The organism is Shewanella sp. VK101 (assembly GCF_056497865.1).
In genome coordinates, this window is sequence record NZ_CM151402.1 from 891197 (window position 1) to 916980 (window position 25784).

The following is a 25784-nucleotide window of genomic DNA, read 5'->3' on the forward strand; positions in this document are numbered from 1 at the left end:
ATTAGACCTAAAATAATAATTAAGGAAGCCGGAATGTCATTGAAAAAACTGTCGCTGTTATGTCTCTTGGCCACATCATTTACCCCGCCGCTGCAGGCCAAACCCCATGAGTGGCTGCTGACCAATTTCAGTTTGCTGGATGTGGAGCAGGGGCGTTTGCTATCAGGTAAACAACTGGCGATCGATGAGGGCCGGATCAGCGCCATTGAAGACAGCTCTGCCAAGTTAACGGCTGAGCGCACTGTGGATCTTCAGGGCGGCATTTTGATGCCATCTTTGTGGGACATGCATGTGCACTTCGAAGGCCGAGAACTGGTGGAGGACAATGCCCTGTTACTGCCGCTTTACTTAAGCTACGGCATTACCGCGGTGCGTGAAGCGGCCAGCGATCTGGCGCCGGAAGTGCTGTTATGGCGTAAACAGATTGAGTCCGGTAACCGTTTGGGGCCGAGAATTTTCAGCGCCGGGCAGAAGTTTGAAGGTCCGGACTCTGTCTGGAATGGCGATCTGGAAGTGGCCGATGGCGCCGAAATGCGTCAAGGCATGGACAAGCTTGAGAGTATGGCGGTCGACTTTATCAAGATCACTGAAAATACCATGCCGGCGGCTCTCTATCTGGAAACACTCAAAGAGGCCCGTACCCGTGGACATCTGGTATCCAGCCATATTCCCTATGGGGTCAGCATTTTCGAAGCCGCCAAGAGCGGGCTGTCCAGCATAGAACATGCTTCATATGTACTTAGGCTGGGAAATGCCCAAGAGCCTCAAATTGCTGCTGCGGTTGCGGCCGGACGCATGAGCACTAAGCAGGCGAGCCAGGCGTATCGTGATGGGTTCGACCCGGAGCAGGCGCAGCTGGGTTACCGCATGTTGGCAGCCAAAGGCGTTGCCGTGACACCAACCTTGATTGGCGGCCACCAGTTGGCCTGGCTCGATACTCAAGATCACAACCAAGATCCTTTCATGGCGTTTCTGACCCAAGCTTTTACCGACAAATATCGTTGGCGAATTGAGCGTATGGGAGCGCAAACACCTCAGCAGTGGCAGACACGTAAGCAACACTATCATGCGCTGGCTGCCGAGTTGCCAAAACTGTTGCAGGCCGGGGTTACCCTGCTGGCGGGCAGCGATTCTGCTGCGCTCAACACTTATGTTTACCCCGCCGAAGGGTTGCACACTGAGCTGCAACTCTGGCAACAGGCTGGGGTGAACAATGCCGATATTCTGCGTTCGGCTACCATTAATGGCGCCCGCTTCATGGGCCAGAGCAAGGACTATGGCAGCATTGAAGTCGGCAAAAAGGCAGAACTGCTATGGCTGCAGGACAATCCGCTGCAGGACATAGGTGCCACTCAATCGATAAGAGGGCTCTTCTATCGCGGTACCTTGTTTGATAGCAAAGCGCTGGACGCTATGCGTACCGAGGCGGCCGAGTCAGTGCGCCTATTGGATAACGCCAGGCGCCAGCTCTGAGCTGCCCAGCATCTCGGTTAAGCGACTGTAGGTGCGGCGAAACTCGAAGCTGAGGGCGCCGCCCTGATAAAGCTGCTCCAGTGGTACTTGGGCATGTAGCACCAGTTGTTTACCCCTGTCATAAAACTCATCTATCAGGGCGATAAAGCGCCGGGCGGCATCATCCTCTGGCGCATAACTGAGTTTTCTATCGCCTGTGCTGACGGCTTCGGCAGCATATTCGGTGCCGCGGGCGCGGATCCAGCCGCGGCGCTCACCGCCAAGCTTGGGCACATGGCTCAGCAGCAGAGTATTCAGTGTTTCGGCCAGCTCCATATAATCCAGAGTGGATCTCGGCCCTTCGCAGAGCTGATCGAAGCGAAACCAGGCCAGGGATTGTGTGGCTTCCATAGCTTGGAAAAAAAGCGGTCTGCCCATGATGCAGAGTTGCCCTGGGCCCGAGGCGTTTTTTGAAAACCACTGGCTGAAGTCAGGTTCATTGCCAAGCTGCAGCAGGGGAAGTGCCGCCTGGGCATGGGGCGCGCCTTTGGTGAGGCGATGGTCCTGCTCGCCATTGAGGTGCAGCGATTCCATCTTCTGTTGCAACAAGTCGATAGTCGGTAAAAAGCGCTCTCGCTGCAGGCCGTTTTCATAGAGGCGCTCGATTGGCGTATTGGAAGTGCTGACCAGCATAACGCCACGGTTAAACAGGCCTTCGAGTAAACGTCCGAGAATAATGGCGTCGCCGATATCCGAGACGAAAAACTCATCGAAGCACAGCAGGCGGCATTCTTTGGCCAGTGTGGCGGCAATCTGATCCAAAGGCTCACGGGTGCCGCTGATGCGGTTCAGATCTCTGTGAACCCTGGCCATAAAGTGATGAAAATGCAGTCTGAGCTTGGGCTGCCCCTCGACGGCATTGAAAAAGAGATCCATCAACATGGTCTTGCCGCGGCCGACATCCCCCCACAGGTAGAGCCCGGGGACTTTGTTTCCCTGACCGAGCGCCTGAAAATGCTTATCAAGCGCTGCCAGCGCAGGCAACTGGGCGGGGTCTTGCTGCCAAGGGCCTTGGGCATAGCGTTCAGAGGGGGAAATTGTGTGCTTCATTCTGGACGTCCCATCCTGTGACTGTTATTTAAGTGCCATATAAGTGCCGCGGGCGGCCAGTATAGCAAGGGCTTGAGCCTGAAGGAAAAGTGCCTGCCATGCCGCTTCATCTATCCGTGGAATAGTGTTCAGTTCCTTTTACGGATAAGATGCGCCTTTTGAGCCATAGGTTGAGGAACAAGCCATGACGGCAGAATTGGCAATCATAGATATTGAGGAAGGTCAGGGCAAAGCCGCGGTGAAAGGAGCGCTTATTACGGCTCACTACCGAGGTTGGTTGAGTGACGGTACTCAATTTGATTCTTCCTGGGACAAGGGGCGTCCCTTTCAGTGTGTCATTGGCACAGGGCGGGTGATCAAGGGCTGGGATCTGGGCTTGATGGGGATGAAGGTCGGTGGCAAACGCCGACTCAAGGTTCCGGCACATCTGGCTTATGGTGAACGCCAGGTTGGGGCGCTGATCAAGCCGAATTCAGATCTTGAATTTGAAATTGAACTGCTGGAAGTTCTGACCCGCGACGATTGAGTCCAGGGCTTTTGAGCGCTATTGGCTCAGATGGATTTTGTTTTTATATAAAGCTGATATTATAGCTTTGCCCTTCATTCATCTGAGTCATAAAAGCACTATGAGCCGTTCCCCCTTCGCATCTTTTCAATGGCATTCAGACATTTTTGCCTGCGACAGTACGGATATCGAACATTTCTATGCCCAACTGCAACAGGAAGTTGAGCGTCTGCAGTTGGGGCGCAAGAAGCTGGGCGAAATAGGTGATTATCCACTGGAGCTGTATCAGTCGCCCTCAGCGACGGCGGAGCTGCCCTCTGTGTTGATCAGTGCCGGATTCCACGGTGAAGAGGCTGCCGGCCCTTGGGGGATGCTGCATTTCCTCAGTGAACTGCAACAGGATATTTTCGAGCGAATTAATCTAAGCTTGTTGCCTTTGGTCAACCCCACTGGCTTTGCCAAGGGGCACAGATTCAATAAGTTCGGTGAAAACCCCAACCGGGGGTTTTTACAGCCCAAAGAGGGCGAAGCCAGTTCACCTTCGGTTGAAGGCAAGCTGCTACTGGAATATGGCCAACTGCTGCAGGGCGCCAGCCGTGAAGGCATATTGACCTGTCATGAAGATGTGTTGCAGCAGCACACCTATATCTATTCTTTTGAGCCCAGACAATCACCCGGCCAGTTCAGTTTGCAGCTGCGTGATACTCTGGGGCGTTTCTTTGATATTGCCGCCGATGGTGATATCGATGGCTGTCCGGTGCAAGACGGGGTCATCTTCAACCACTTTGATACTTCGTTCGAGGCCTGGCTGGTTCGCACCGGTGCCAAGGTGGGTGTTTGCAGTGAAACACCGGCAACCCAGAACCTGGATCAGCGAATTCTGGCCAACAGCGCCGTGATGCACGCCTTTGTGCAGCAGCAGTTGGCTCCCATCAAGGGGTAACAGCCAAAAGCGATACCGCTCAAAAGCAAGACCCCAGCCTAGGCTGGGGTCTTGCTTTTGAAAGGCTTTCAGGGATTGAGGCGGGTCGGAATACCGCTTCTGTCATCCAACAGGCGTTTGAGCACGGTCGAATCGGTGTCGGCATGGGCGATAAAGCGGCTGATGGCCGGGGTCATCTTCAATACCACAGGTGCGGTGGATTCAAACTCGGCCTCGGTGCGCGACAGCGGCTGATGCACTTCCAGATAGCGACCGCCATCAGGCTCCAGGCTGGCCTTTATCGGCTGATTGACAAACTGTACCCGGGTGCCGTTGGGCACAGTATTGAACAGATGCTCGATATCCTGATTACGCAGGCGGACACACCCCTGGCTGACACGCAGGCCTATACCGAAGCTGGCATTGGTGCCGTGAATGGCATACAGGTTACCGATATAAAGCGCATACAAGCCCATGGGGTTATCCGGGCCTGCGGGCCAGACCTTGGGCAGGGTGATACCGTTGGCGGCATATTCCTTGCGGATCCTGGCCGTTGGGGTCCAGGTGGGGTTGGCGCGTTTGCGATAAACCTTGGTCACCCAGTTTTCCGGGGTATCCCGACCTATCTGGCCTATGCCTATGGGTAAGACCTGTACCGTATTGCTGTCTTTGGGATAGTAGTAGAGGCGCATTTCGGCCACGTTTATCACTATCCCCTTACGGGGGGCATCCGGCAGGATCAGCTTGTGAGGGATCAGCAATGTGCTGCGGGGCTTGGGAAGAAAAGGGTCGACCCCTGGGTTGGCCTCGGTCATGTTGGTCAGCCCCAGTTGATATTCGTCGGCAACACTCTCCAGTGTGCGCTTGTCATCGGGCACCACATAATACTGGTTGTCACCGACGATACTGCTGCCCTCTGGCGGCAGAGGATATTCAACGGCCTGCGACAGGCAGGCGGGAAGCAACAGGCCCAGTAACAGGGCGAGGCGGGGAATTCTTGTCATAGGATATTTTTCTTCATTAAACGCTGTCAGTCGCCATGGTTTCAGGCATCAGAGTCGAGCAGGCATCCTTACCTTTTCCGGCGCAGATTTCAACAGATTGCGGCAAAAAAACTATTTCAGTTGCAGGCGTTTTGCCAGTCGATGCAGGTTGCCAGGGTCGACACCCAACTCGCGGGCACTGGCGGCCCAGTTGTATTGGTGCCGTTCCAACACACTGCGCAGCAGCTGTCTTTGGAACTCCGCTGTAGCTTGCTTGAGCGTGATGGCTTCTGCAGGCACTGTGGTGTCCAACTGGCGCGGCAGCGCACTTGGAGAGGGGCTCTTTGACTGCAACTCACCCAGTTGCAACTGGCATTGGTTATGGTCACTGGCGGCGCGCGCCAACACGCTGGCACGGTGCAACAGGTGCTCCAGTTCCCTGACGTTGCCGGGCCAGTCGTTGGCCAGCAGCCAGGCTTCCGATTCGGCGGACAGACTCAGACGCTCCAGCCCCAGCTTGCTGCGGCAACGTTCAAGAAAATGCCCGGCAAGCAGCAGTATGTCGCGGCCCCTTTCTCTCAGTGGCGGCACAAGTAGCGGGAAAACACTCAGCCTGTGGTAGAGATCGGCGCGAAAGCGGCCTTCAACCACCTCGGTTTTGAGATCCTTATTGGTGGCGGCGATAACCCGCACATCCACTGTCAGGCTTCTATCTTCGCCAACCCGTTGCAGATCGCCGTATTGCAGCACCCTGAGTAACTTGGCCTGCAGCGGTAGGCTGAGCTCGCCTATCTCGTCGAGAAACAAAGTCCCCTTGTCGGCCAATTCAAACTTACCGGCGCGATTGCTGATGGCGCCGGTAAAGGCGCCTTTGACATGACCGAAGAGTTCACTCTCGGCGACCGACTCTGGCAGGGCGGCGCAGTTGAGGTACACCAGAGCCTTGTTGCCTCTGGGCGAGGCGGCGTGTACTGCCTTGGCAACCAGCTCCTTACCCGTGCCGGTTTCACCGAGGATCAACACGTTCAGGTCGCTGGGAGCGACCACGGCAATTTCCCGCTTCAGCGCCAACATCTGCGGGCTTTCCCCCAGAAGTTCACTGTGGCCGGTTTCCGGCAGCGGTTGACTCTGGCTCTGTAGCGACAGGCTTTCCAACTTATCCAGCAGCAGGGCATTGCCGAGGGAGGCGGCGGCGATGGCGCTCAGGCTTCGCAACTCTTCATCGCTGAAATCGTCGAACTGGCAAGGGTCCAGACCATCTATGGTCAAGGCGCCTATCAGTTGTTCCTTGTCCAGCAGCGGCAGGCCGATACAGGCATGCACCTTGAGCTTATCTGTGTGGGCGGCTATCAGGCCATCGTAGGGATCCGGCAATTGGCTGTCTGCCGGAAAGCGCACCAGATCGCCGGCGCGGGCGATGGCCTCCAGTCTCGGGTGCTCTGTGATGTTGAAGCTGCGACCGAGTACATCGGCCCTGAGGCCGTCGATTGCCAGTGGGATAAAGCTATTGCCCTGAAATCGCAGCAGAGCGGCGGCATCACAATGGAGATTGTCCCGTACCGTCGCCAGCAGACGGCTGAATCTGTCGCTGTTTGGCAAACCTGAGGTGATATCCAGCGCGATACGGGTGAGATCGGAATGGCTGAGTGGCATAAGCTGACCTGAATAAAATCCCTGGGGTGAGTCTACCCCAGGGACAGTGGAATGTCATTTTGACATTATTTTTCAGTGTGAGTGGCTAGTGACTGGTAGCAATGGCCAAGCGTTTGGCCTTGACCGCCTGTCGCAACAATCCCAGCAGGAAGGCGCCCAGCAATAAACCGCCGACGGAGAAGATGATGTCACCGAACATCCGCATCCATACCAGGCGTTCTACCAGCGGGCTGTGGATCACCTCTGCCGAGCGGGCAAACCAGTAGCCATGATCCAGCACGGCAAAGAACTGCACTATGCCCACCGGCAGCAATGACAGGAACAGCATGGCGGCCAGTCCCAGATTCAGGCTCCAGAATGCCCCCTTGAGCCACTTGTCTTCCCAGCGCAGTTTACCGGCAAGTCCTGACAGGCAGAACAACATCAGGCCTATCCCCAACATGCCGTAGACTCCCATAAAGGCGCCGTGGGCGTGGGTGGCAGTGGTATTCAGCCCTTGAATGTAATAGAGGGCAATCGGTGGATTGATCAGGAAGCCCAGTACACCGGCGCCCACCAGATTCCAGAAAGCGGTGGCAACAAAGAACATGATGGCCCAGTGATAGCGTTGCATCCAGGGAGCGGCCCGGCGCAGGCGATAGCTTTCCACCGCTTCAAAACCGATAAGGGCCAGAGGCACCACTTCCAGCGCCGAGAAGATAGCGCCCCAGGCGATGACCGAAGTGGGGGTGCCGGTGAAATAGAGGTGATGCAGTGTGCCTATCAGGCCTCCGGTCAGGAAGATCAGGGTAGAGAAGAGTACCGCACCATTGGCACTGCGGGCACGGATAAGGCCAAGACGCACAAACATCAGGGCGATAACCGAGGTGGCAAAGGTTTCAAAGAAGCCTTCAACCCACAGATGTACTACCCACCAACGCCAATATTCGGCGATGGCAAGGTTAGTGTGTTTACCCATAAACAGCCCGGCACCATAGAAGAGGCCGATAGCAACACAAGAGGCGTAGAGTACCCAGAGCACAGGCTTTAGCTCAGATTCCTGTTTCAGGGCGGGCAACATAGCGCGGCTCACCAGCGCCAGCCAGATCATCAATCCGGCCAACAGCAGCAATTGCCAAACCCGGCCGAGATCTATGTATTCATATCCCTGGTGACCGAAGAGGAAGTTGTTGTCCAGTGAGAAGTATTGTTGTACCCCCAGCCATTCACCGGCCATGGAGCCCAGCACCACTACCAGCAGAGCGACCCACAATAGGTTGACACCGAAGCGTTGATATTTGGGCTCGTGGCCGGAAAGCGCCGGTGCGATATAGAGCCCGGTACCGAGCCAGGCCGTCGCTATCCAGAATACTGCCAGTTGAGTATGCCAGGTGCGGGTCACTGAATAAGGCAGGATCTCACTCAAGGGAATACCGTAAAACTCCTGGCCCTCAACCGCATAGTGCGCCGTGACGCCACCGAGCAGTATTTGCAGCAGAAATAGGCCGATAGCGGTAATGAAGTATTTACCCGTGGCCTTTTGTGAAGGGGTGGGTTTGTGTCTGAACAGGGGATCTTCAGTGGCAGGAGCTGGCAGGGCTTCATGTTTGCCGGCGGCATGATACCAAACCAGGGCACCGATACCGGCCAGCAGAGTCACTATGCTCAGAATCGACCAGACGATATTGTCTGATGTCGGTGTATTGCCCAGTTGTGGATCGTAGGGCCAATTATTGGTGTAGCTGTAATTGGCATCCGGGCGCTCGGTCACTGCGGCCCAAGCGCCCCAAAACAGGAAGGCATTGAGCTGTTGACGGCGCTCGGCAGAACCTATGGTATTGGTTTTCATCGCATAGGCTTCCCGAAGCTCATTCAGCGCGGGATCGTCACCAAACAAAGATTGATAGTGCTGACTCACTTGCGCCATGGCGGCGATACGGGTGTCGGAAAGCACCACCCGGGTGTGACCTCTCTCGTCTGTAGTGACAGTGTTATGGCGCAAATCGTCCCTTAAAGCTTGCTCCAATGCGGCCTGAGCACTCTTGTCCAGGCTATTGAAAGGCTTGTTGTATGTCTCCTTGGCTCGAATATCCAGCCAGGCTTCGGCCTCACGGTGTAGCCAGTCTGCGGTCCAATCCGGAGCCACATAGGCGCCATGGCCCCAGACTGAGCCAAGTTGATGTCCGCCCATGGAGCGCCAAACCAACTGCCCTTGTTCTATGTCCTTGTCGCTGAAAACCACTTGGCCCTGGCTGTCGCTATAGACATCGGCAATCGGTGGTTTTTCCCGATAGATTTCACTGCCGATACTGAGAAGTACAGTGAAAGAAGCGACCAACACAAGTAACAGTGCGATCAGGGTGAATTTTTGTCTGCTCATTGGCATCCCTCTGACAAAGTCTATTTGATAGGTTTTCCTACATAGAGCAGCCAACGTGCCAACTTTTATTCTTGTTTTTAATCAGTGCATTACTTGTTTGTGTGTTTTTGATGGTGTCATCTTGATTGTGTTTAAAGTGTCTTTTTAACATTGGTAGCTGTCATTATGACACTGGTTGTTTGTCCAGAGGCCATAACTGATATCTTGACGAGAATTCTTGGATTTCAAATTCTTTAATTATTTGAAAAAATAAAGTTTTTTTCATTAATTTGAGTTTATGTTTCTTTGGGTCAAGATTTGATGTTTTATAGGTAAATTTTCCATTTTTTAAGGGTTTACCTGGCTTCTTTTACTGGTCTTTTTCGCTGGCAGTAAAAATAAGTCAACTGTTTCTACTGAAAAATAACCCGAATTAATGATATAATCCCGTCTGTAACCCACGTGTTTTCCGGAGTCTCGTTAGAGCCAGGTTTCTCTTTTATTAGCTTCCCCGCATTTTCAACTGGAGGGTCATTTGAACGCAGATATCATCAACAGCTTTTTCCTTGTCGGGGCCTTGCTTATTGCAGTCAGCGTGCTGCTCAGCCCATTGTCTTCGCGACTCGGTATTCCTATTTTGGTGGTATTTCTGGCGGTGGGTATCTTTGCCGGTGAAGATGGCCCAGGCGGCATAGTATTCAATGACTATTCAGTTGCTTATTTGGTCAGCAACCTGGCTCTGGCGGTTATTCTGCTCGATGGTGGCATGCGTACCCGGGTTGCCAGTTTCAGGGTGGCATTGTGGCCGGCCTTGTCATTGGCCACTTTTGGGGTGGCGTTAACCACCACGCTGACAGGTTTGTTGGCTGCCTGGTTATTCGATCTCAATTTACTCCAGGGCATGTTGGTGGGAGCCATTGTCGGTTCGACCGATGCCGCGGCGGTATTTAGCCTGCTTAAAGGCAAAAACGTGAATGAGCGTGTCGGTTCGACACTGGAAATCGAATCCGGTTGTAACGACCCCATGGCTGTGTTTTTGACCGTGACTCTGATTGCCATTCTCGGCAGCAGTGGCGATGAACTCTCGGGCAGCTATTTGGCACTGAGCTTTATCAAACAGTTTGGCCTGGGCGGGATCCTCGGTGTCGGCGGCGGTTGGCTGTTGTGGCAGGTTATCAATCGCAATCAATTGCCGGAAGGCCTCTACTCCATTTTGGTGCTGAGTGGCGGACTGATGATCTTCGCTATCTCCAATGCCCTGGGAGGCAGTGGTATTCTGTCTATTTATCTGGTGGGTCTATTTCTCGGTAACAAGGCGACCCGTGGCAAACACTCGATTCTCAACGTGCTCGATGGTATGACCTGGCTCAGTCAGATAGGCATGTTCCTGGTACTGGGACTCTTGCTGACGCCATCGGATCTGAAAGATATCGCCTTACCGGGTTTGGCACTGGCGTTCGGGATGATCTTTCTGGCGCGGCCGATTGCGGTTTGGCTCAGTTTGCTACCGTTTCGCAGCTTCCATGACAGAGACAGATGGTTTATCTCCTGGGTCGGGCTGCGCGGCGCAGTGCCCATTATTCTGGCGGTATTTCCCATGATGGCGGGGCTGCCACAAGCGCAGCTTTACTTCAACCTGGCCTTCTTCGTGGTGATGGTTTCCTTGCTGCTGCAGGGCAGTACCTTGTCCAAGGCGGCGCAGCTGGCCAAGGTGGAGTTGCCACCCAAACCGGCACCTATTTCCCGCGCCGGGGTGGAAATTTATCCCACCAGTGAATGGGAGATATTTGTCTATCGTCTCAGTGAAAATAAATGGTGTATCGGTGAGCCTCTGAGGCGTCTTGCCATGCCGGCGGGAACCCGGATTGCTGCCGTATTTCGCAATAACGAACTGTTGCACCCTTCGGGGAGTACCAGGCTGATGGCCGATGACATTCTTTGTGTGCTGGGGCAAGAGGACGATTTGGAGCCTCTGAGTCAGCTGTTCAGTGAGGCGCCAGAAAAACGCGAGGCGCCCCGCTTCTTTGGTGACTTCTTTATTTCAGTGGATGTGATGCTGGCCGATATGGCACCGATTTACGGCATGCAGCTGGAACCCGAATATGAGCAGATGCGGGTTGCCGACTTACTGCTACAGCAACTCGGCAGTCACCCTGTAGTGGGGGATCAATTCCTCTGGCAAGGGCTGGACTGGATAGTCGCCGAGGTGCAGGAAGGGACAGTCAGCCGGGTTGGTTTGAGATTGCCCTCTGAAGACTGAAAAAAGCGAAGAACGAAGAAATGCCGACCTTGAGTCGGCATTTTTACGGCTACTTTCTCAATAGAGCGAGGGATCACTCTCATTGGGGCGGGTCTTGAACCTGCGGTGCAGCCACATGTACTGCGCCGGATTACGGCTGATCAACTGCTCGACAATGCCGTTACCGCGTTTGGCGTCTTCCACCTCATTTTCGCCGGGGAAGTTATCCAGCGGCGCCTGGATCTCTATGTTGTAACCCGTATCGTCGGTGTTGCGCTCAACAAAGAAGGGCAGCACTTTGGCTTTACCCAGCTTGGCCAAAGTGGTGCCGCCGGTGATGGTGGCAGCATCGGGAACGGCGAAGAAGGGGATAAAGATGGCGCTGGAGCGGCCAAAGTCCTGATCTGCTGTGTACCAAATGACATCAGGGTTACGCAGGCAACGCACCATCTGCCTTAGATCCCGCTTGGGAACCAGCGCCTTGTTTGAACGCAAACGGCCCTTCACCTGCAGATATTCCATTACAGGGTTGTTGTGGGGGCGGTACACACCAACCCCGGGCTGAAATTGGCCAAATATTCTTGCACCCATTTCCAGCGGCAAGCAGTGAACCGCAAACAGAATAACTCCCTGACCGGCAGCCAGTGTCTGCTCCACATGCTCCTGGCCCTTTATCTGCATGTGCTTCTGCACTTTGTCGTTGCTCCACCACCAGGCATTGATGGTATCGAAAATCGCTTTGCCGGTTTCCTGGAAATTACGTCTGAGCAGCGTCTCTCGCTCGGCCTCACTCATTTGTGGAAAACACAACTCCAGGTTGCGTTTGGCGGTGTTAACCCGGCTTCCGGCCAGCTTCATTGCCAGCAGACCTATGCCACTGCCAAGCTTCATCTGCCACTTGAGAGGCAGTAGGAGGGTCAGCCTGGCCAGACCGACAGCCAGCCACAGCAACCAGAATTTAGGGTGATACAAGTGAGCGGAAAATTGTGCTTTCTCTACCAAAACGATAAACCCGTTTACAGGAAAAATTACCGCATATTCTAACCCAATTCAGTGTGAAAATTAGGTACAATCGGGGTTTATTTTGCCTAATAAGACAAGTCCGTTATGAAGGTAACTCTGCCCCCATTTGAAAAAGCCAAGGTTCTGGTGGTTGGTGATGTGATGCTCGACCGTTACTGGGTTGGCCCAACCGGCCGTATTTCACCCGAGGCGCCTGTACCTGTGGTACGTATCAATCAGATAGAGGATAGGCCCGGCGGAGCAGCCAACGTGGCGCTGAATATCGCGGCGCTGGGCGGCTCGGTGCAACTGGCCGGTATTGTCGGAGTCGATGAAGCCGCATCGGCTCTGAATACAGGTGTCAGTACTCTAGGTGTGGAGCCTAAGTGGCTGACGGTTGAAGATAAACCCACAATCACCAAACTGCGGGTACTGAGTCGTAACCAACAGCTTATTCGCTTGGATTTCGAAGAGACCTTTGCCCAGGAGCAGAGCCAGGCGCTATTGGCGCAGAGCGAAGCTCTACTGGACGATTGCAAGGTGCTGGTGCTGTCTGACTATGCCAAGGGTGCCATCTTTGAGCCTCAGGCCTTTATCGCCAAGGCTAGAGCCAAGGGGATCAGTGTCTTGGTGGACCCCAAGGGCAGCGATTTCGGCCGTTATGCCGGTGCCAGTTTAATTACTCCCAACATGAGTGAGTTTGAGGCTGTGGTGGGTACTGTCAGCTCTGAGGCCGATCTGGTGGCCAAGGCCCAGGCTTTGATTAGCAAGCATCAACTGGGAGCGATTCTGGTTACCCGCTCTGAAAAGGGTATGACACTGATCACCAGCGAAGGGGATGAGCTGCATATCCCTACAGTGGCACGGGAAGTCTATGATGTGACCGGCGCCGGAGATACTGTGATCTCGGCACTCGCCACAGCTTTGGCGGCCGGCAGCGACCTGCCGCAAGCCTGTGCCATTGCCAATACCGCCGCCGGTGTGGTGGTTGGCAAACTGGGCACTTCCACAGTCAGCCGCATTGAACTCATCGAGGCCCTGGCTCAACATCAGGGAGAATCAGGCTTTGGTGTGGTCAGCGAAGATCAACTGCTGTACGCCATGCAGCAAGCCAAGCTCAGAGGTGAGCGGGTGGTGATGACCAATGGTTGCTTTGACATACTCCATGCCGGGCACGTCAGTTACCTCAAAGAAGCCCGTGCCTTGGGCGATAGATTGATTGTGGCGGTCAATGATGACGCTTCGGTTAAACGGCTCAAGGGCGATGGGCGTCCGGTCAATAGTCTTGAGCGGCGAATGGCAGTACTGGCGGGGCTGGCCGCTGTCGATTGGGTGGTGCCTTTCAGTGAAGATACACCGCAGCGAGTGATCTCTAGATTGCTGCCCGATCTCCTGGTCAAGGGGGGCGACTACCGGGTGGAGGAGATAGCCGGAGGTGAAGAGGTGATCGCCGCCGGTGGCAGTGTCAAGGTGCTGGGGTTCGAAGATGGTATCTCCACTACCGCCATTATTCAGAATATTATGGCCAAGCCCTGATGTTGATGGCGGTGTTGCTATCGGGAAGCTTGTTTTGGGCTGATGTAGGTCCAAAACAAGCCTTGATATGCCCGCCATCGGAACTGTCACTGTGTCTGCAACAACTCCCCGATAGAGTCAAACAACAACTGCCCCTGTCTCAAAAGGCTTTCTTCGATGCACTGGGAATGAGAGGCGCCATGTCTCTGCCCGTCGAAGATGAAAGCGTTGCCGGTATCGTTCTCTGGGCGCCGCACTATCTCCCACAAAGTCAAACTGCTATCTGGAATGGCCAAAACCATGAACTCTTGTTGCAGCATCAGCCGCAACTAACCCTGTGGCATGAATTAGGGCATCTGGAAGTAAAGCGCTTGCAGGGAAACATTCTGCCTGCCGAGTTGTCTGAATTGGACCACGAGTGGTTGGCTGATACCTATCTGGCTTGGCGTTGTGCTAAAGAATGGAACAGTCTGGAACTTGTGTGGCAACAATACCACCGTCGTAACCTGGCAGTATTTTCCGATATCGGCAATTTGTCACATTGGAGTCCACTTTATCTGATACAAGTGTTAAATAAGTATGATCTGAAGCAAATCGCGGAATTTGCTGATTTTGCTACATTTGTGCTCAGTTTTTATCCAGAGATCCGCCATTATTCTCCAGGTGAAGTGGCAGAGTTTTCCAGCTTGCTGCAGCATCTCTTTAACCGGGCTGGTCGGCAAACCCTTCCTGGCTATATGTTTTGGCGTCGTGAGCAACTGGGCAAAGTGCTGCAACCCACTCTGAAACAGTTGGTGGGAACTGAAATGGCCAATCGTTGGTTGGTTAAAGAAAAAATGTTGCAATAATGTGACAAATAAGGCTTTTTTTCAGCTGTCCTAGCTGAACCCTTGCTGAACAAAAGTGAAAAACGCTGTTAACACCCCTCTTTTTGGCAGTATTCTCTCTATGCCTTTGATAAGCTCGTTGGCAATAAAAACAACGGGGATAAGAGGCAGACAAGAATGGCCAAGCGTTCAAAGGCTCAGACTGAGCTGACTATCAATCAGATTATGGACGAAGCTCTCAAACAAATCTTAACTATTGGTTTTGAGGCTATGTCTTACACAACTCTTTCAGAAGCAACGGGGATTAGCCGCACGGGGATCAGTCACCATTTTCCGCGCAAAATCGATTTTCTTGCCAGGTTGGATGTGCGCATTGGTCGGCTGTTTTTGGCCGCTCTGGATTTTTCCAGTGTTGAAGCACTCGAAAAATCCTGGATGCAGGCGCTGCAACAAGCAGAGCACAGGGCAGTATTGAGACTCTTCTTTAGTCTCTGTGGACACAACAATCCTGAGATTACCCTGTTTCGCGCCGTGGCCATGGCCAGGGAAAATGCCCAGATAGAGCTGGGTGAAAAGGGCGAGCAGATGATCAACGATCTCCTGGGACGCAGCGCCGTTATGTTGCTTTCCGATCCCGGTATCGCCTGCGCCGCTTGAAATTCCGTTTAAGCGACTCTCATTCAAGCGATTCGTAGAGATAATTGAGACAGCAAGCTAAGGCTTGCTGTTTTTTTATCCATTCATTTTCTTATCGAATTACGCGTTATTGGTACACAAAATCCAATCGACTTCCGCTTATTCCTTGGGCCACTCTTTTCGAGCATCCCTTTCGGGCAACTCTTTCAGGCAACTCTCTTCGGGCAAGAAGTTGCCCGGCGAGCAAAAAATTGCCCGGGTTCGGGCAAGAAATTGCCCGGTGAGTGGGAGTGGGTTTGGATGTTGTTGTAAAACAGTGGCTTACGATTTGGCATGCTTCTGGCATTGGGTGATGAGGTTTTATCACTCATTCAACAGTAAAAGGAATTAACCATGCCAACACCATGTTATATCTCCATCGAAGGCCAAACCCAGGGCAACATCACTGCAGGCGCGTTTACGGCCGAGTCAGTGGGCGACATCTTTGTGGAAGGTCATGAAGACGAGATGCTGGTTCAGGAATTCAACCATGTGGTGACAGTGCCGACCGACCCACAGTCAGGTATGCCTTCGGGTCAACGGGTGCACAAGCCGTTCAAGTTCACCGTGGCGCTGAACAAGGCGGTGCCTTTGATGTACAACTCGCTGTCATCCGGTGAGAAGCTGAACAAGGTTGAGCTGAAGTGGTACCGCACCTCTATCGAGGGCAAGCAGGAGCACTTCTTCACCACCAAGCTTGAAGGTGCGACGATAGTGGACATCAACTGCCACATGCCACACTGCCAGGACCCGAACAAGGCGGATTTCACTCAATTGGTTGAGGTGTCAATGGCCTATCGCAAGATAGACTGGGACCACGTGAGTGCCGGTACTTCAGGTGCGGATGACTGGCGCAAGCCCATCGAAGCCTGATAGTGTGTGTCAGCCACCGCCTTGCGGTGGCTGTTTGCCATTGGGGTGTTTTCTGGCGGGGACGTCAACTGACAGTGTAAATAGTTGATTGAGAGCCAGAGAGCAGGCCAATGGCTTTTGGTGCAATTCGGCTAAACGGACATTCAACAGACATTCGAGTCAATCGCATTTAAACCAAGAGCAAAACGGCACTCGGCGACAGCGAGCAAGCCCAAAAGAAGGTCAGGGCTGAGGCAAGCCAGGCAGTAGCTTAAGTAACAAGCCTGAGCAGCAAGAGTACCGCGAAAGGACAGGGACAATAAGGACAGCGAAGATGAGTCATCAAGGGAGCGGCATGCGTTTTGGATTCAAGGCAGGCAGTTTGGCAGAGGATAGCCTGTCGGTGCTGTCGTTCAAGCTGAAAGAATCGCTGTCGAGTCCTTATGTGGTTGAGCTTGAGTTGCTGAGTCGCCGGGACGATATCAAGGCGAGTGACTTGGTGGACCAGAGCGGGGTACTGAGTTGGTGGCAGGACGGCGAATGCCAGCGAGAATTGCACGGCATAGTAAGCCGCTTTGGCCGCGGCGACAGCGGCCACAGACAGACCCGCTACCGGCTGAGACTGGAGCCGGCCCTGAGCCGCCTGCAACTGCGGCGCAACAGCCGCATCTTCCAGGAAAAGAGCCTGACCGACATCATCGCGGTACTGTTCGGTGAAATGGGCATTACCGATTACGCCTTTCGCTGTGACCCGCGCCATGAAAGCCGCAAACGGGAATACTGCGTGCAGTATGGCGAGAGCGACTTTGACTTCTTCGAGCGCCTGACCCGCGAAGCGGGACTGTTCTACTACTTCGAGCACAGCAGCGACAAACACACCCTGGTGCTGTGCGATGCACTGGACAAACTGAGCCTGAGCTCCCACAGCTACCCCTACAACGCCCTGGCGGGAGGACTCGCCGAGCAGGCGAGTGTCCGCAGCGCCGAATACCGCCACCGCCGTGCCGAGAGCGGGGCCACCCTCAAGGACTACAGCTTCCGCAAACCGGCCTACAGCTTCTTGCAACCGAGCACAGAGGATGCAGACTGGCAACAGAGCGGCTATGAACACTTCGACTACCCGGGGCGTTACAAGGACGATGCCGACGGCAAACTGTTCAGCAAGGTGCGCCTGGCGGGACTGCGACGGGAGAGCGAACAGCTGCTGCTCAAGAGTGACCAACTGCAGGCGTTGAGCGGGCAGAAGTTTGCCCTGAGCGAACACCCGGATGCGAGCCTTAATCGCGAATGGGTGATAGTGGGGGTCAGCCACACCGGCGAGCAGGGCAATGCGGCGGAAGAGGACAACAGCAGCCGCGGCACGACTTACAGTAACGAGATAGTGGCGGTGCCATCCTCCATGCAATGGCAGGCGGAGCCGAAGACCAAACCGCAGATGGCGGGGCCGCAGATAGCGACCGTGGTGGGGCCGAAGGATGAAGAGATATTTTGTGACGAATACGGCCGGGTGAAGGTGCAATTCCCCTGGGACAGATATGCCAGGGGTGACGAGCACGGCAGTTGCTGGATACGGGTCAGCCAGGGCTGGGCCGGTGGTCAATATGGCTTTATGGCACTGCCACGGATAGGGCATGAAGTGATAGTGTCGTTTCTGGACGGCGACCCGGACCAACCCATCATCACCGGCCGGGCCTTCCATGCGGTGAACCAGGTGCCTTACGCGCTGCCGGCCCACAAGACCCGCACTGTGCTGAAGACCCAGAGCCACAAGGGCGAGGGCAGCAACGAGCTGAGGTTTGAGGATGAAGCGGGGGAAGAGGAGATTTACCTGCACGCGCAGAAAGACCTGAACCTACTGACCGAGAATGACAGACACGAGCATATCAAGCACGACAGCCACCTGGATGTGGACAATGAAAGGCGCAGCCGCATCGGCGGCAACGACCACCTGACAGTGTTGGGCGAGTCCCGTCAGCAGGTAACGGGTGATAAGAGCCTAATAGTGGATGGCTGCTTACATCTAAAAGCCGGCTCCGTGTGGGTCAATGAAACCGGTGATGAAATTCATATCAAGGCGGGGCAAAAGGTGGTGTTGGAGTCTTCCTCTGAAATCACGGTCAAAGCCGGTGGCAGTTTTGTCAAAGTGGACCCGGCCGGGGTGCATCTTTCCGGCCCAGGGATCAACCTTAATGCCGGCGGCGGCGCGGCATCAGGCAGTGGTTATGGCGGTAAAGCGCCGGAGCTTCCGGGAGAAGTGGCCGCTGCTGAGCTTCCTAATCCCTTACCTCTACAATTGGCTCCCGCCAGCATGGAAATGCTCTCCTACAACAATGTCGCCGTGGCTCGCTTGTGCCAAAAGCAAACCGATGGCAGTTGTCCTCTGGAAGATTGCCCCTGCTTGAAGCACAAGGGGTAATGGGCCATGAGTGAGTTACTGCCTGAATTGGCCGGTGTCGAATATTGGATGCTGACCGACAAAATTCGTTATCCCAAGGTGATGCAGCTGGCTTATCAACATGAAGCGGCTCCCGAATTGGCCGATCTCTTCATCAATAGTCCATTTGCCTACCTGATGCCACAGAGCCCGGTCATCTTTCGTTTGCGCCACGACAGCAGCCTGTTGCCCATATGGCAAAATGACTCCCTCTGGCGCAGCTCGGCGGTGATTTTTGGCAGCCAGGCTGGGGCGTTCGACACACTGAAACAACACTTGCTGGCCCTGTTACAGCCCAGGATCCTGGGGCGCCAGACCATCTTCAGATATTACAGCAATCAAACGCTGGACCCCTTGTACTCTGAACTGGATGCCGATGACAGGGACACCCTTCTGGGGCCAGCCTCGGCGCTTTGGTGGGCCTCACAGCAGGGCGAAATCAGGTCTCTGAAACACACACCCAAAGCCGTTGAAAGCTATAGCTTTAATTCAGCCGTTTTTAGTAAATGGATTTAGTGAAATGAATCATAAAGATAACTTGGCACTTAGGGCCTGCCAAAACGTCCAGGATGAATGCCTGAGAATGTTGGCCGACTATCACAAAATGGATTATGCCGAATTGGCGAACATGAATACTCTGGAGCTGCAGAATAAATTCATCAGTTGGAAGTATGAAGTCGTACCTATTGACGTCAACAAGCATCTGCCTACCGTTAAGCCTCCAGAGGATGGGGCCTGTGGAAAAGGAATTACAACCTGTGAAGGTGCCTATGTGGAGTATGAAGACGTACTCTATGTGCCAAATCATCCAAAGGATGGGAAGCGCTATTGGTATGCCCTGACCTCTGAAGCGTTAGAAAGACTCAAGCAAGAAAGACAGCATTTGCAGCTCAGTGACATGGATATCAATGCGCCCGACTTTAATGAAAAGATGCTGCAAAAGCTCAATGAGCTTGGGTTGCTCTCTCGTTATGACTATTTACCGTATGAGATATTTCTTTCTGATGCGGCAGATAAAGAAAGGTACAAAACATTATGGTTGCTCAAATGGACCCAAGGGCTGGGACTCTGGGTAAAGGCTGAACTTAATGAGTTGGATGATTATGCCCGCAGCGTAGGCTTTGAGTTGCTGGCTAAACATTCTTTTATCAAGAGTGAGGTTGAGTTGCGCGTAAGAGCGGCTAATCATTACCCATCAGGCTCTTTGGATAGCTTGAATACCCAATATGTCTTGGGCGAGGCCAGAAAAAAAATTGAATTAGAACTGAAAGAATATGTGTTGGCTGAATGCAAAAAGCTGGAAGATAAAGCCAAAAAACAGGCCAATGGTTGGGAAACCGATGATGGCACTAAGTTTATTTATGATGAAAATTTAAATTACTTTACCAGTGATAAAGAGAAGAATATAGGTCTCTATGTCAGCAGCCTGAAACGCACCTTGGGATTTGAGTATAAGTCATTAATTTCCCAAAGTGATAGTGAGGCTGCTAAAACATTTAACTATTTCTGGGGAGAAGAGTTCTTTCAGTATGATGATATTTTTAATGAGCCAGAAATTTCCTGGTCTAAATTAAGTAGCCTTAGTGATTCTTTAGGCTATGATGCTAGGAAATATGGTTTTTACTGGAATCTTTTGATGTTTAATCTTTCCGGTATGGTCCTCAAGGAACAATGTCTTACATTAGAAGAGTTGAATAATAATAATCTATATAAAGAAATGTTTTCTTCATATAGGCAGTATTCAAAAAAATATAATGCTGTTATTAATGTTCGGCGTTCATCATTTTGGGGTAATGATGAACTGAATAATGAACAGGTAGAACTTCTTTTTGAACTGTTACAGAAGGATCGAAAACAAAAGCATTTTGAGCAATCGGATGACTATGTCTGGCTCAAGGCTTTCATGGAGAGTGGCGGTTTTCAGTGGGGCTATTGGGATACGGTAGCTCTGGATATTAAGCTGGATGCTTTTTGGGAGAAGCAAGTTAAAGACCTACGGCAGATAAAACTGGAATCCATTCCGGATTTCTTTGAAAAACCTTTGTTAATCAAGAAAGCCTGTAAAGTTCGAATGGATTACTGGAAGACGCTTGCAAACTCCAGAGCTCAAAAGGGCGATGTGAGCAATATCAGTAAGAAAGTCAACAAGGAATCCTATTCAGTGCTTTGGAATTTTGAAGACTGGAGACCTGCCGTAAAGCACCCGGGCATGATAATGAATCTGCCTGATAACAATGATCTCAGGGTTGTTGAATGTTATCTGCTCTCAGAAGGAGATGAAGGTACCCCTTTCTACCTCAGAACCCCATCTTGGTTGCTACCCGCATCCTCGGAAAAGCACCTGGTTAGTTCAGGCAAGGGGCATGTTAAAGACATTTCTCAGCGGGTGGCCTTATCAGCCTCAACCAAAGCGGTTGAATCCAAGGAGGAGCGTGACGAATTAAATGCGGCTGAAGCGCAGCAGAAAGAACCTAAGCTGAACCAATTTCCCAAGGATGTGGCCGAGACAGTCAAACAGACAAAAGTCCGACTGCCTAAAGATGCATACAAGAAGTTTATGAATCAAATTTCTGAGAATAAACAACTTTCTCTTGATATGTCCTTGATTCATTTTCAAAATGAGCATTCTTTACTGGGCAAGGATTGGGCTTACCAATCCAACACCAGTATGGATGGCTATACTGTTTCCGCCGATGCCCAACTTATGCGTTTCACCTCATCGGCAACCAGTTCTTTAACGGCTCCGGGGTTGGCTATCCAAGGTTCTGAAGTAGCCAAAAGACTCAGTGGAGACACTGCGCTTAATCTATCTCTGGATCTGGCCAGAGCACAATTGGGTTTCAGTGCCTGGTTTCCTTTGGGAAACAAGGCTCCTGGGAACGCTTATGTGCCTTATAACCCCATGCCAGTGAAAGGGTTACAGCTTGATTTTCCCTATATTGCGCGCAAGTCAGGTTCAGGTAGTGAAGTCAAGCAACTGTATCAAGCCGGTGAAATTTGTTTTTGGCTACAGGTAACCACATACGGCCTTATAGCAGCCAGTTTGAATTTGGCCACAAACATCAGCATAGGTTCCAGTTCAGATAAGAAAGAGATAGGCGTTAGAGGCTCGGCATTTCGACCCTCAGGCTATAATCGCTCAAAAACAGAGGCTTGGAATCCGGAAAAGGTTAATCTTGAAGGGGCCGCCCAAGTTGGGGCCACGGCTGAATTGTTTGCCGGTGCTGAGGTCGGCGGCACGGTAACAGGAGAAGTTCATTGGAAACCCCCAATGTCTTCCGATGTTCTTGATAAGAAGCAAGAGAAGGAAGCGAAAGAGACGAAGCAATATAAGGAGCAATTAAACACCAATCAGTGGCGAAAGCTCGGTTCAATAACTGCCGGCGGCGCTGCAGGGATAGGTATTGGTGTTGAAGGGACATTTCGTTTGGGCTATGACGCGGGTTGTTTCTTCTTGGTCGTCGGCGCCAAGGTCGTTTGTGGCCCTGGGGTAAAGGGCAGCTTGAATATTGCAATCGACCCTTTCAGTACAGATCTTTTTGTTGGCTGTTTGTTGAACATGCTAAAGCAGAGTGGCTTTAGTCGCTTGGCCGTCTTTGACGATGAAGACTCCAAGCTTTTTTATATACTCAACCAAAGATTGACCTTGGCAATCGCCACAGGGCTCAGTCTGGCCGATATATTACTATTCCCTCCAAGGGTTTACGCAGATTGGCTGCATAAGTCGACTCAGGAAGATTATGCGCCTATCATCGCTAAAAATATTTTGAAGGTGGACAAGCAGAAAAAAATGCAGAGTTGGTTGCTTAATCTACCTCCAGAATCTTTGGCGCCGCTCTTTGATGCCTTGATTGCAATGCCTGGGGGCAAGAGTAGTGGCATTCAGGTCGAAGCATTGTTGTTTATTATGCAGCAACTGCAACCGGGAGACGATACAAGGGAGGTTGTATTGCGCCGCCGCCAATTTACCAAGGCGCTGGAGTTAATGGGAGTGAAGGAGGGCCAGGAGGCCGCCTCCTATCTCAGGCGTTGGCAAAGAGTGCTAGATAGCTGGTTGAAATTGGCTTCATTTATAGTTCAAGCTAACTATGAAGAAGATTCTGCTCAAATTATTTCGTTCAATAAGTTCAATTCATTAAGCTTTTTCTTATGTCAGCATATGACTTGGTATTCCAACGAATGGGATGAGCCAGGGATTGGTCGCGATGGCAAACCACAGGTCCGCCGCGAGAGTGTCTATGGCTGTTATCTGACCTCAGAAGGATTACAGGCCATGGTCACTGCCCAAATAATTAATCCAAATAGCCAAAAATATCAGATTCTGCAAGAATCCGTGAGTGAAGCAGAAAACCTGGCCATTTTCGAACGCCGACGGAATGGCACGTTCAAGCAAAGAACTTGGAGCCTGACTGAGTTGGATACCCTGCTTCCCCCTTCCAGAACAAAGAAAATAGAGGGCTTGTTTTGATAGTGCAAACTCAAAGTTCAAAATTTAATAAAACCCATAAATTAATTATTGCAGCACTGGTGTTATCGATATGTTTGCTCGGGCTGTGGCTATATGGCGGCCAGAGTGCACAACCCAGTCCCCATGCTGCGATTATTGATAATGACGAGTTACTGGCCTTGGCGGCCGAGAGTCAGCCCAATCCGGATATCTATGCCAGTAGTTTGGTCAAGCCGGGCGATCCTTTGTTTGCCGGTTTAAAGGCGTTGCAGGAGGGTAAGGATGATATTGCCGTTGAGGTTTTCGGTAAGATGGCCGAGGATGGAAATACAGATGCGATGTTATGGTATGGGCTAACCAATATGGGCGCCGGTGTATACGGTACAGCCTCGGCTGTAGAGTGGATTAATAAAGCGGCTCAGCAAGGAAACCCCTATGCGATGCGGCGCTTGGTACCGGCGGGAGAAACCCTGCAAAACTGTGAGTGGTATTTAGGTAAATACTGCGACGATGCCTGGGCGGACAAGGCGCGGGAAGCTTTCCAGCAGCGCTTGCAAGCCAATCCTGATGATGTACTGAGTCGCTATGCAGCCTCTATGGATGCCGACAGGGCGGCTGAAGCGGTCAAGCAGAAGTATTATGCCCCTATGGTCAAGCTGGCACTGAAATATGGTCAGGCTTATGAGGCTGGTGAACTCAGTGAAGCCGATGCTGCCAAGGTGGTAACTCTACTCAAAATGGCGGCCAATGATAACTTCGCGCCAGCTATGTATAGGTTATCCACATCATTTAGAAAGTACATTGGTCAGGATGAAGCACTGGTTTACGCCAAGAGGGCCTTGGCACTGGGATACAATTCTAATGCTATTCGTTCTATTTATGCAGCATATATAGGATACGGTGATAATGTAATTGGGAGAGAAGATATTTTGTTGCTCCTTCCTTATGTATATGTTTCTAAAGATTACTTTAGGGATGATTCATATGTAATGCTTATACAGTATCATGCAAGAGAATTGAATTCACCACTCACTGAAGATGAAATTTCTGCAGCTAAAGAACAAGCCGAAAAAATCATCTCAGAAATAACGCCGGTTATTTATATCGATGCAATTTACGATGTGGAAGCGTATCACTAGCAAGAGCATGGATGCGGCAAGACAAGACTATATCTCAGCAGAGATCTTAGCTATTCGCATCACCAACTCATGGAATTAGCCAGGGTCAGGCCTCAATGGCAAAGCAAAGGTCAGTCGTAAGAGTGTCTATGGCTGTTATCTGACTCAGAGATGTTACCCCCAAACTAATTGGAGCTGCAGCTAGGCGGCAAGTGAGTGAATCCCCATGAGCATAGGTACACTATGTGATTGGGGTGATTGAACGTCGCCAACACAGCTGCAGCTTCAAGTAGGAAGGGGGTAGGCTATGGTCGATGTAAAATAGTTGCTCCCAATAGCTGCAAATACCAGACTCTGCAAGAATCCGTGAGTGAGGCAGAAAGCTTGGCCATGTTCGAACGCCGGCGGAATGGCACGTTCAAGCAAAGAACTTGGAGCCTGACTGAGTTGGATACCCTACTTCCCCTTCCAGAACAAAGAAAATAGAGGGCTTGTTTTGATGGTGCAGATTCAAAGATCAAAAATTAATAAAACCCATAAATTAATCATTGCAACACTGGTGTTATTAATATGCCTGCTCGGGCTGTGGCTATATGGCGGCCAGAGTGCACAACCCTGCCCCCATGCTGCGATTATTGATAATGACGAGTTACTGGCTTTGGCAGCCGAGAGTCAGCCCAATCCGGATATCTATGCCAGTAGCTTGGTCAAACCCGGTGATCCTTTATTCAAAGGTTTATATGAGTTGCAGTCGCTGAGAAAGGATTTGGCCGCAGAGGCACTCTTGCCGCTGGCCGAGGCAGGCAACAGTGATGCCATGTTATGGTATGGCATGACAGTCTTACGACTCAGTGTTCTGTCTGGTGGAGACAAATGGATCCATGATGCTGCTATGGCCGGAAACCCCTATGCGATGCGGCGCTTGGTACCGGCGGGAGAAACCCTGCAAAACTGTGAGTGGTATTTAGGTAAATACTGCGACGACGCCTGGGCCGACAAGGCGCAGGAAGCTTTCCAGCAGCGCTTGCAAGCCAACCCCGATGATGTACTGAGTCGTTATGCCGCCTCCATGGATGCCGACAGGGCGGCTGAAGCGGCCAAGCAGAAGTATTATGCCCCTATGGTCAAGCTGGCGCTGAAATATGGTCAGGCTTATGAGGCTGGTGAACTCAGTGAAGTCGATGCTGCCAAGGTGGTAACTCTACTCAAAATGGCGGCCAATGATAATTTTGCGCCAGCTATGTATATGCTATCTGCATCATTCAGTAAATACTTGGGGAAGGAAGAATCATTGTTTTATGCTGAGAAAGCACTGATGTTAGGGTATAACTCAATTGTATCTATTTATGTGGAAGGGCGGAGGTCATTTGATTCTACCGGAAATATAGATGAACTGAAATCATTGTTGCCATATGCTTATGTTGCTAAAAACTATTTTAGAGAAGATCGTTTCTTAATGCTTATAAAATATCGTTTGGAAGATAATAAGTACATACTTACAAGCAAAGAAGAATCCAAAGCTAAAGAACAAGCCGAAAAAATCATCTCAGAAATAACACCGGTTATTTATATCGATGCAATTTACGATGTAGAAGCCTATCACTAGCAAGAGCATGGATGCGGCAATACAAGACTATATCTCAGCAGAGATCTTAGCTATTCGCATCACCAACTCATGGAATTAGCCAGGGTCAGGCCTCAATGGCAAAGCA

General features: G+C 51.8%; 18 protein-coding genes. 13 read left to right on the plus strand and 5 right to left on the minus strand.

Annotation, left to right across the window (positions count from 1 at the left end; all coding sequences use genetic code 11):
- Positions 1 to 33 precede the first annotated feature (33 nt).
- Complete coding sequence (locus ACSHSR_RS04025; RefSeq protein WP_208124215.1) at positions 34 to 1473, plus strand: amidohydrolase family protein; 1440 nt, start codon at positions 34 to 36, stop codon at positions 1471 to 1473.
- Here the strand turns inward: ACSHSR_RS04025 and zapE are convergent.
- Positions 1444 to 2562: a cell division protein ZapE gene (gene zapE, locus ACSHSR_RS04030; RefSeq protein WP_479631280.1), complete on the minus strand. Its 1119-nt coding sequence runs from the start codon at positions 2560 to 2562 to the stop codon at positions 1444 to 1446. The genes ACSHSR_RS04025 and zapE overlap by 30 nt on opposite strands.
- A 184-nt stretch (positions 2563 to 2746) precedes the next feature.
- Here zapE and ACSHSR_RS04035 point away from each other — a divergent pair, with 184 nt between their 5' ends.
- The gene (locus ACSHSR_RS04035; RefSeq protein ID WP_025890081.1) at positions 2747 to 3088 is read left to right on the plus strand and encodes an FKBP-type peptidyl-prolyl cis-trans isomerase; all 342 of its coding nucleotides are present in this window, start codon (positions 2747 to 2749) and stop codon (positions 3086 to 3088) included.
- A gap of 100 nt (positions 3089 to 3188) precedes the next feature.
- Entirely contained in the window at positions 3189 to 4010 is an 822-nt protein-coding gene (locus ACSHSR_RS04040; protein ID WP_115389205.1) for an N-acetyl-ornithine deacetylase, read from the plus strand.
- A gap of 68 nt (positions 4011 to 4078) precedes the next feature.
- Here the strand turns inward: ACSHSR_RS04040 and ACSHSR_RS04045 are convergent, their stop codons facing one another.
- From ACSHSR_RS04045 to ACSHSR_RS04055, 3 genes are all read right to left on the minus strand, one after another.
- Complete coding sequence (locus tag ACSHSR_RS04045; protein ID WP_025890079.1) at positions 4079 to 4993, minus strand: L,D-transpeptidase family protein; 915 nt, start codon at positions 4991 to 4993, stop codon at positions 4079 to 4081.
- Positions 4994 to 5104: 111 nt separating this feature from the next.
- Positions 5105 to 6625: a nitric oxide reductase transcriptional regulator NorR gene (gene norR, locus ACSHSR_RS04050; RefSeq protein WP_045283115.1), complete on the minus strand. Its 1521-nt coding sequence runs from the start codon at positions 6623 to 6625 to the stop codon at positions 5105 to 5107.
- A gap of 85 nt (positions 6626 to 6710) precedes the next feature.
- Complete coding sequence (locus tag ACSHSR_RS04055; protein ID WP_107005572.1) at positions 6711 to 8984, minus strand: nitric-oxide reductase large subunit; 2274 nt, start codon at positions 8982 to 8984, stop codon at positions 6711 to 6713.
- Between the two features lie 514 nt (positions 8985 to 9498).
- Between ACSHSR_RS04055 and ACSHSR_RS04060 the strand changes: the two genes are divergently transcribed.
- Entirely contained in the window at positions 9499 to 11223 is a 1725-nt protein-coding gene (locus ACSHSR_RS04060) for a potassium/proton antiporter (RefSeq protein ID WP_025010370.1), read from the plus strand.
- A 57-nt stretch (positions 11224 to 11280) separates the two neighbouring features.
- Here the strand turns inward: ACSHSR_RS04060 and ACSHSR_RS04065 are convergent, their stop codons facing one another.
- The gene (locus ACSHSR_RS04065) at positions 11281 to 12204 is read right to left on the minus strand and encodes an LpxL/LpxP family Kdo(2)-lipid IV(A) lauroyl/palmitoleoyl acyltransferase (protein WP_045283114.1); all 924 of its coding nucleotides are present in this window, start codon (positions 12202 to 12204) and stop codon (positions 11281 to 11283) included.
- A 105-nt stretch (positions 12205 to 12309) separates the two neighbouring features.
- Here ACSHSR_RS04065 and hldE point away from each other — a divergent pair, with 105 nt between their 5' ends.
- From hldE to ACSHSR_RS04110, 9 genes are all read left to right on the plus strand, one after another.
- Positions 12310 to 13740 (plus strand): bifunctional D-glycero-beta-D-manno-heptose-7-phosphate kinase/D-glycero-beta-D-manno-heptose 1-phosphate adenylyltransferase HldE, encoded by a 1431-nt coding sequence (hldE, locus tag ACSHSR_RS04070; protein ID WP_479631281.1) that lies wholly within the window; start codon positions 12310 to 12312, stop codon positions 13738 to 13740.
- Between the two features lie 29 nt (positions 13741 to 13769).
- Complete coding sequence (locus tag ACSHSR_RS04075) at positions 13770 to 14567, plus strand: hypothetical protein (RefSeq protein ID WP_479631282.1); 798 nt, start codon at positions 13770 to 13772, stop codon at positions 14565 to 14567.
- Between the two features lie 156 nt (positions 14568 to 14723).
- Positions 14724 to 15203 carry a TetR family transcriptional regulator gene (locus ACSHSR_RS04080; RefSeq protein ID WP_025010373.1) on the plus strand — a complete coding sequence of 160 codons (480 nt, stop codon included), beginning with the start codon at positions 14724 to 14726 and terminating at the stop codon, positions 15201 to 15203.
- A gap of 372 nt (positions 15204 to 15575) precedes the next feature.
- Complete coding sequence (locus ACSHSR_RS04085; protein WP_025890191.1) at positions 15576 to 16094, plus strand: Hcp family type VI secretion system effector; 519 nt, start codon at positions 15576 to 15578, stop codon at positions 16092 to 16094.
- A gap of 313 nt (positions 16095 to 16407) precedes the next feature.
- Positions 16408 to 18489: a type VI secretion system Vgr family protein gene (locus ACSHSR_RS04090; protein ID WP_479631283.1), complete on the plus strand. Its 2082-nt coding sequence runs from the start codon at positions 16408 to 16410 to the stop codon at positions 18487 to 18489.
- A 6-nt stretch (positions 18490 to 18495) separates the two neighbouring features.
- Positions 18496 to 19023 (plus strand): DUF4123 domain-containing protein, encoded by a 528-nt coding sequence (locus tag ACSHSR_RS04095; RefSeq protein WP_274626146.1) that lies wholly within the window; start codon positions 18496 to 18498, stop codon positions 19021 to 19023.
- Positions 19024 to 19027: 4 nt separating this feature from the next.
- A complete protein-coding gene (locus ACSHSR_RS04100; protein WP_274626147.1) occupies positions 19028 to 22975 on the plus strand; it encodes a hypothetical protein in 3948 nt (1315 codons plus the stop codon).
- Complete coding sequence (locus ACSHSR_RS04105) at positions 22972 to 24093, plus strand: SEL1-like repeat protein (protein ID WP_219018015.1); 1122 nt, start codon at positions 22972 to 22974, stop codon at positions 24091 to 24093. Before ACSHSR_RS04100 ends, ACSHSR_RS04105 begins: the two co-directional genes overlap by 4 nt.
- 478 nt (positions 24094 to 24571) lie before the next feature.
- On the plus strand, positions 24572 to 25678 hold the full coding sequence (locus ACSHSR_RS04110) for an SEL1-like repeat protein (protein ID WP_219018014.1): 1107 nt from the start codon (positions 24572 to 24574) through the stop codon (positions 25676 to 25678).
- Positions 25679 to 25784: the final 106 nt, after the last annotated feature.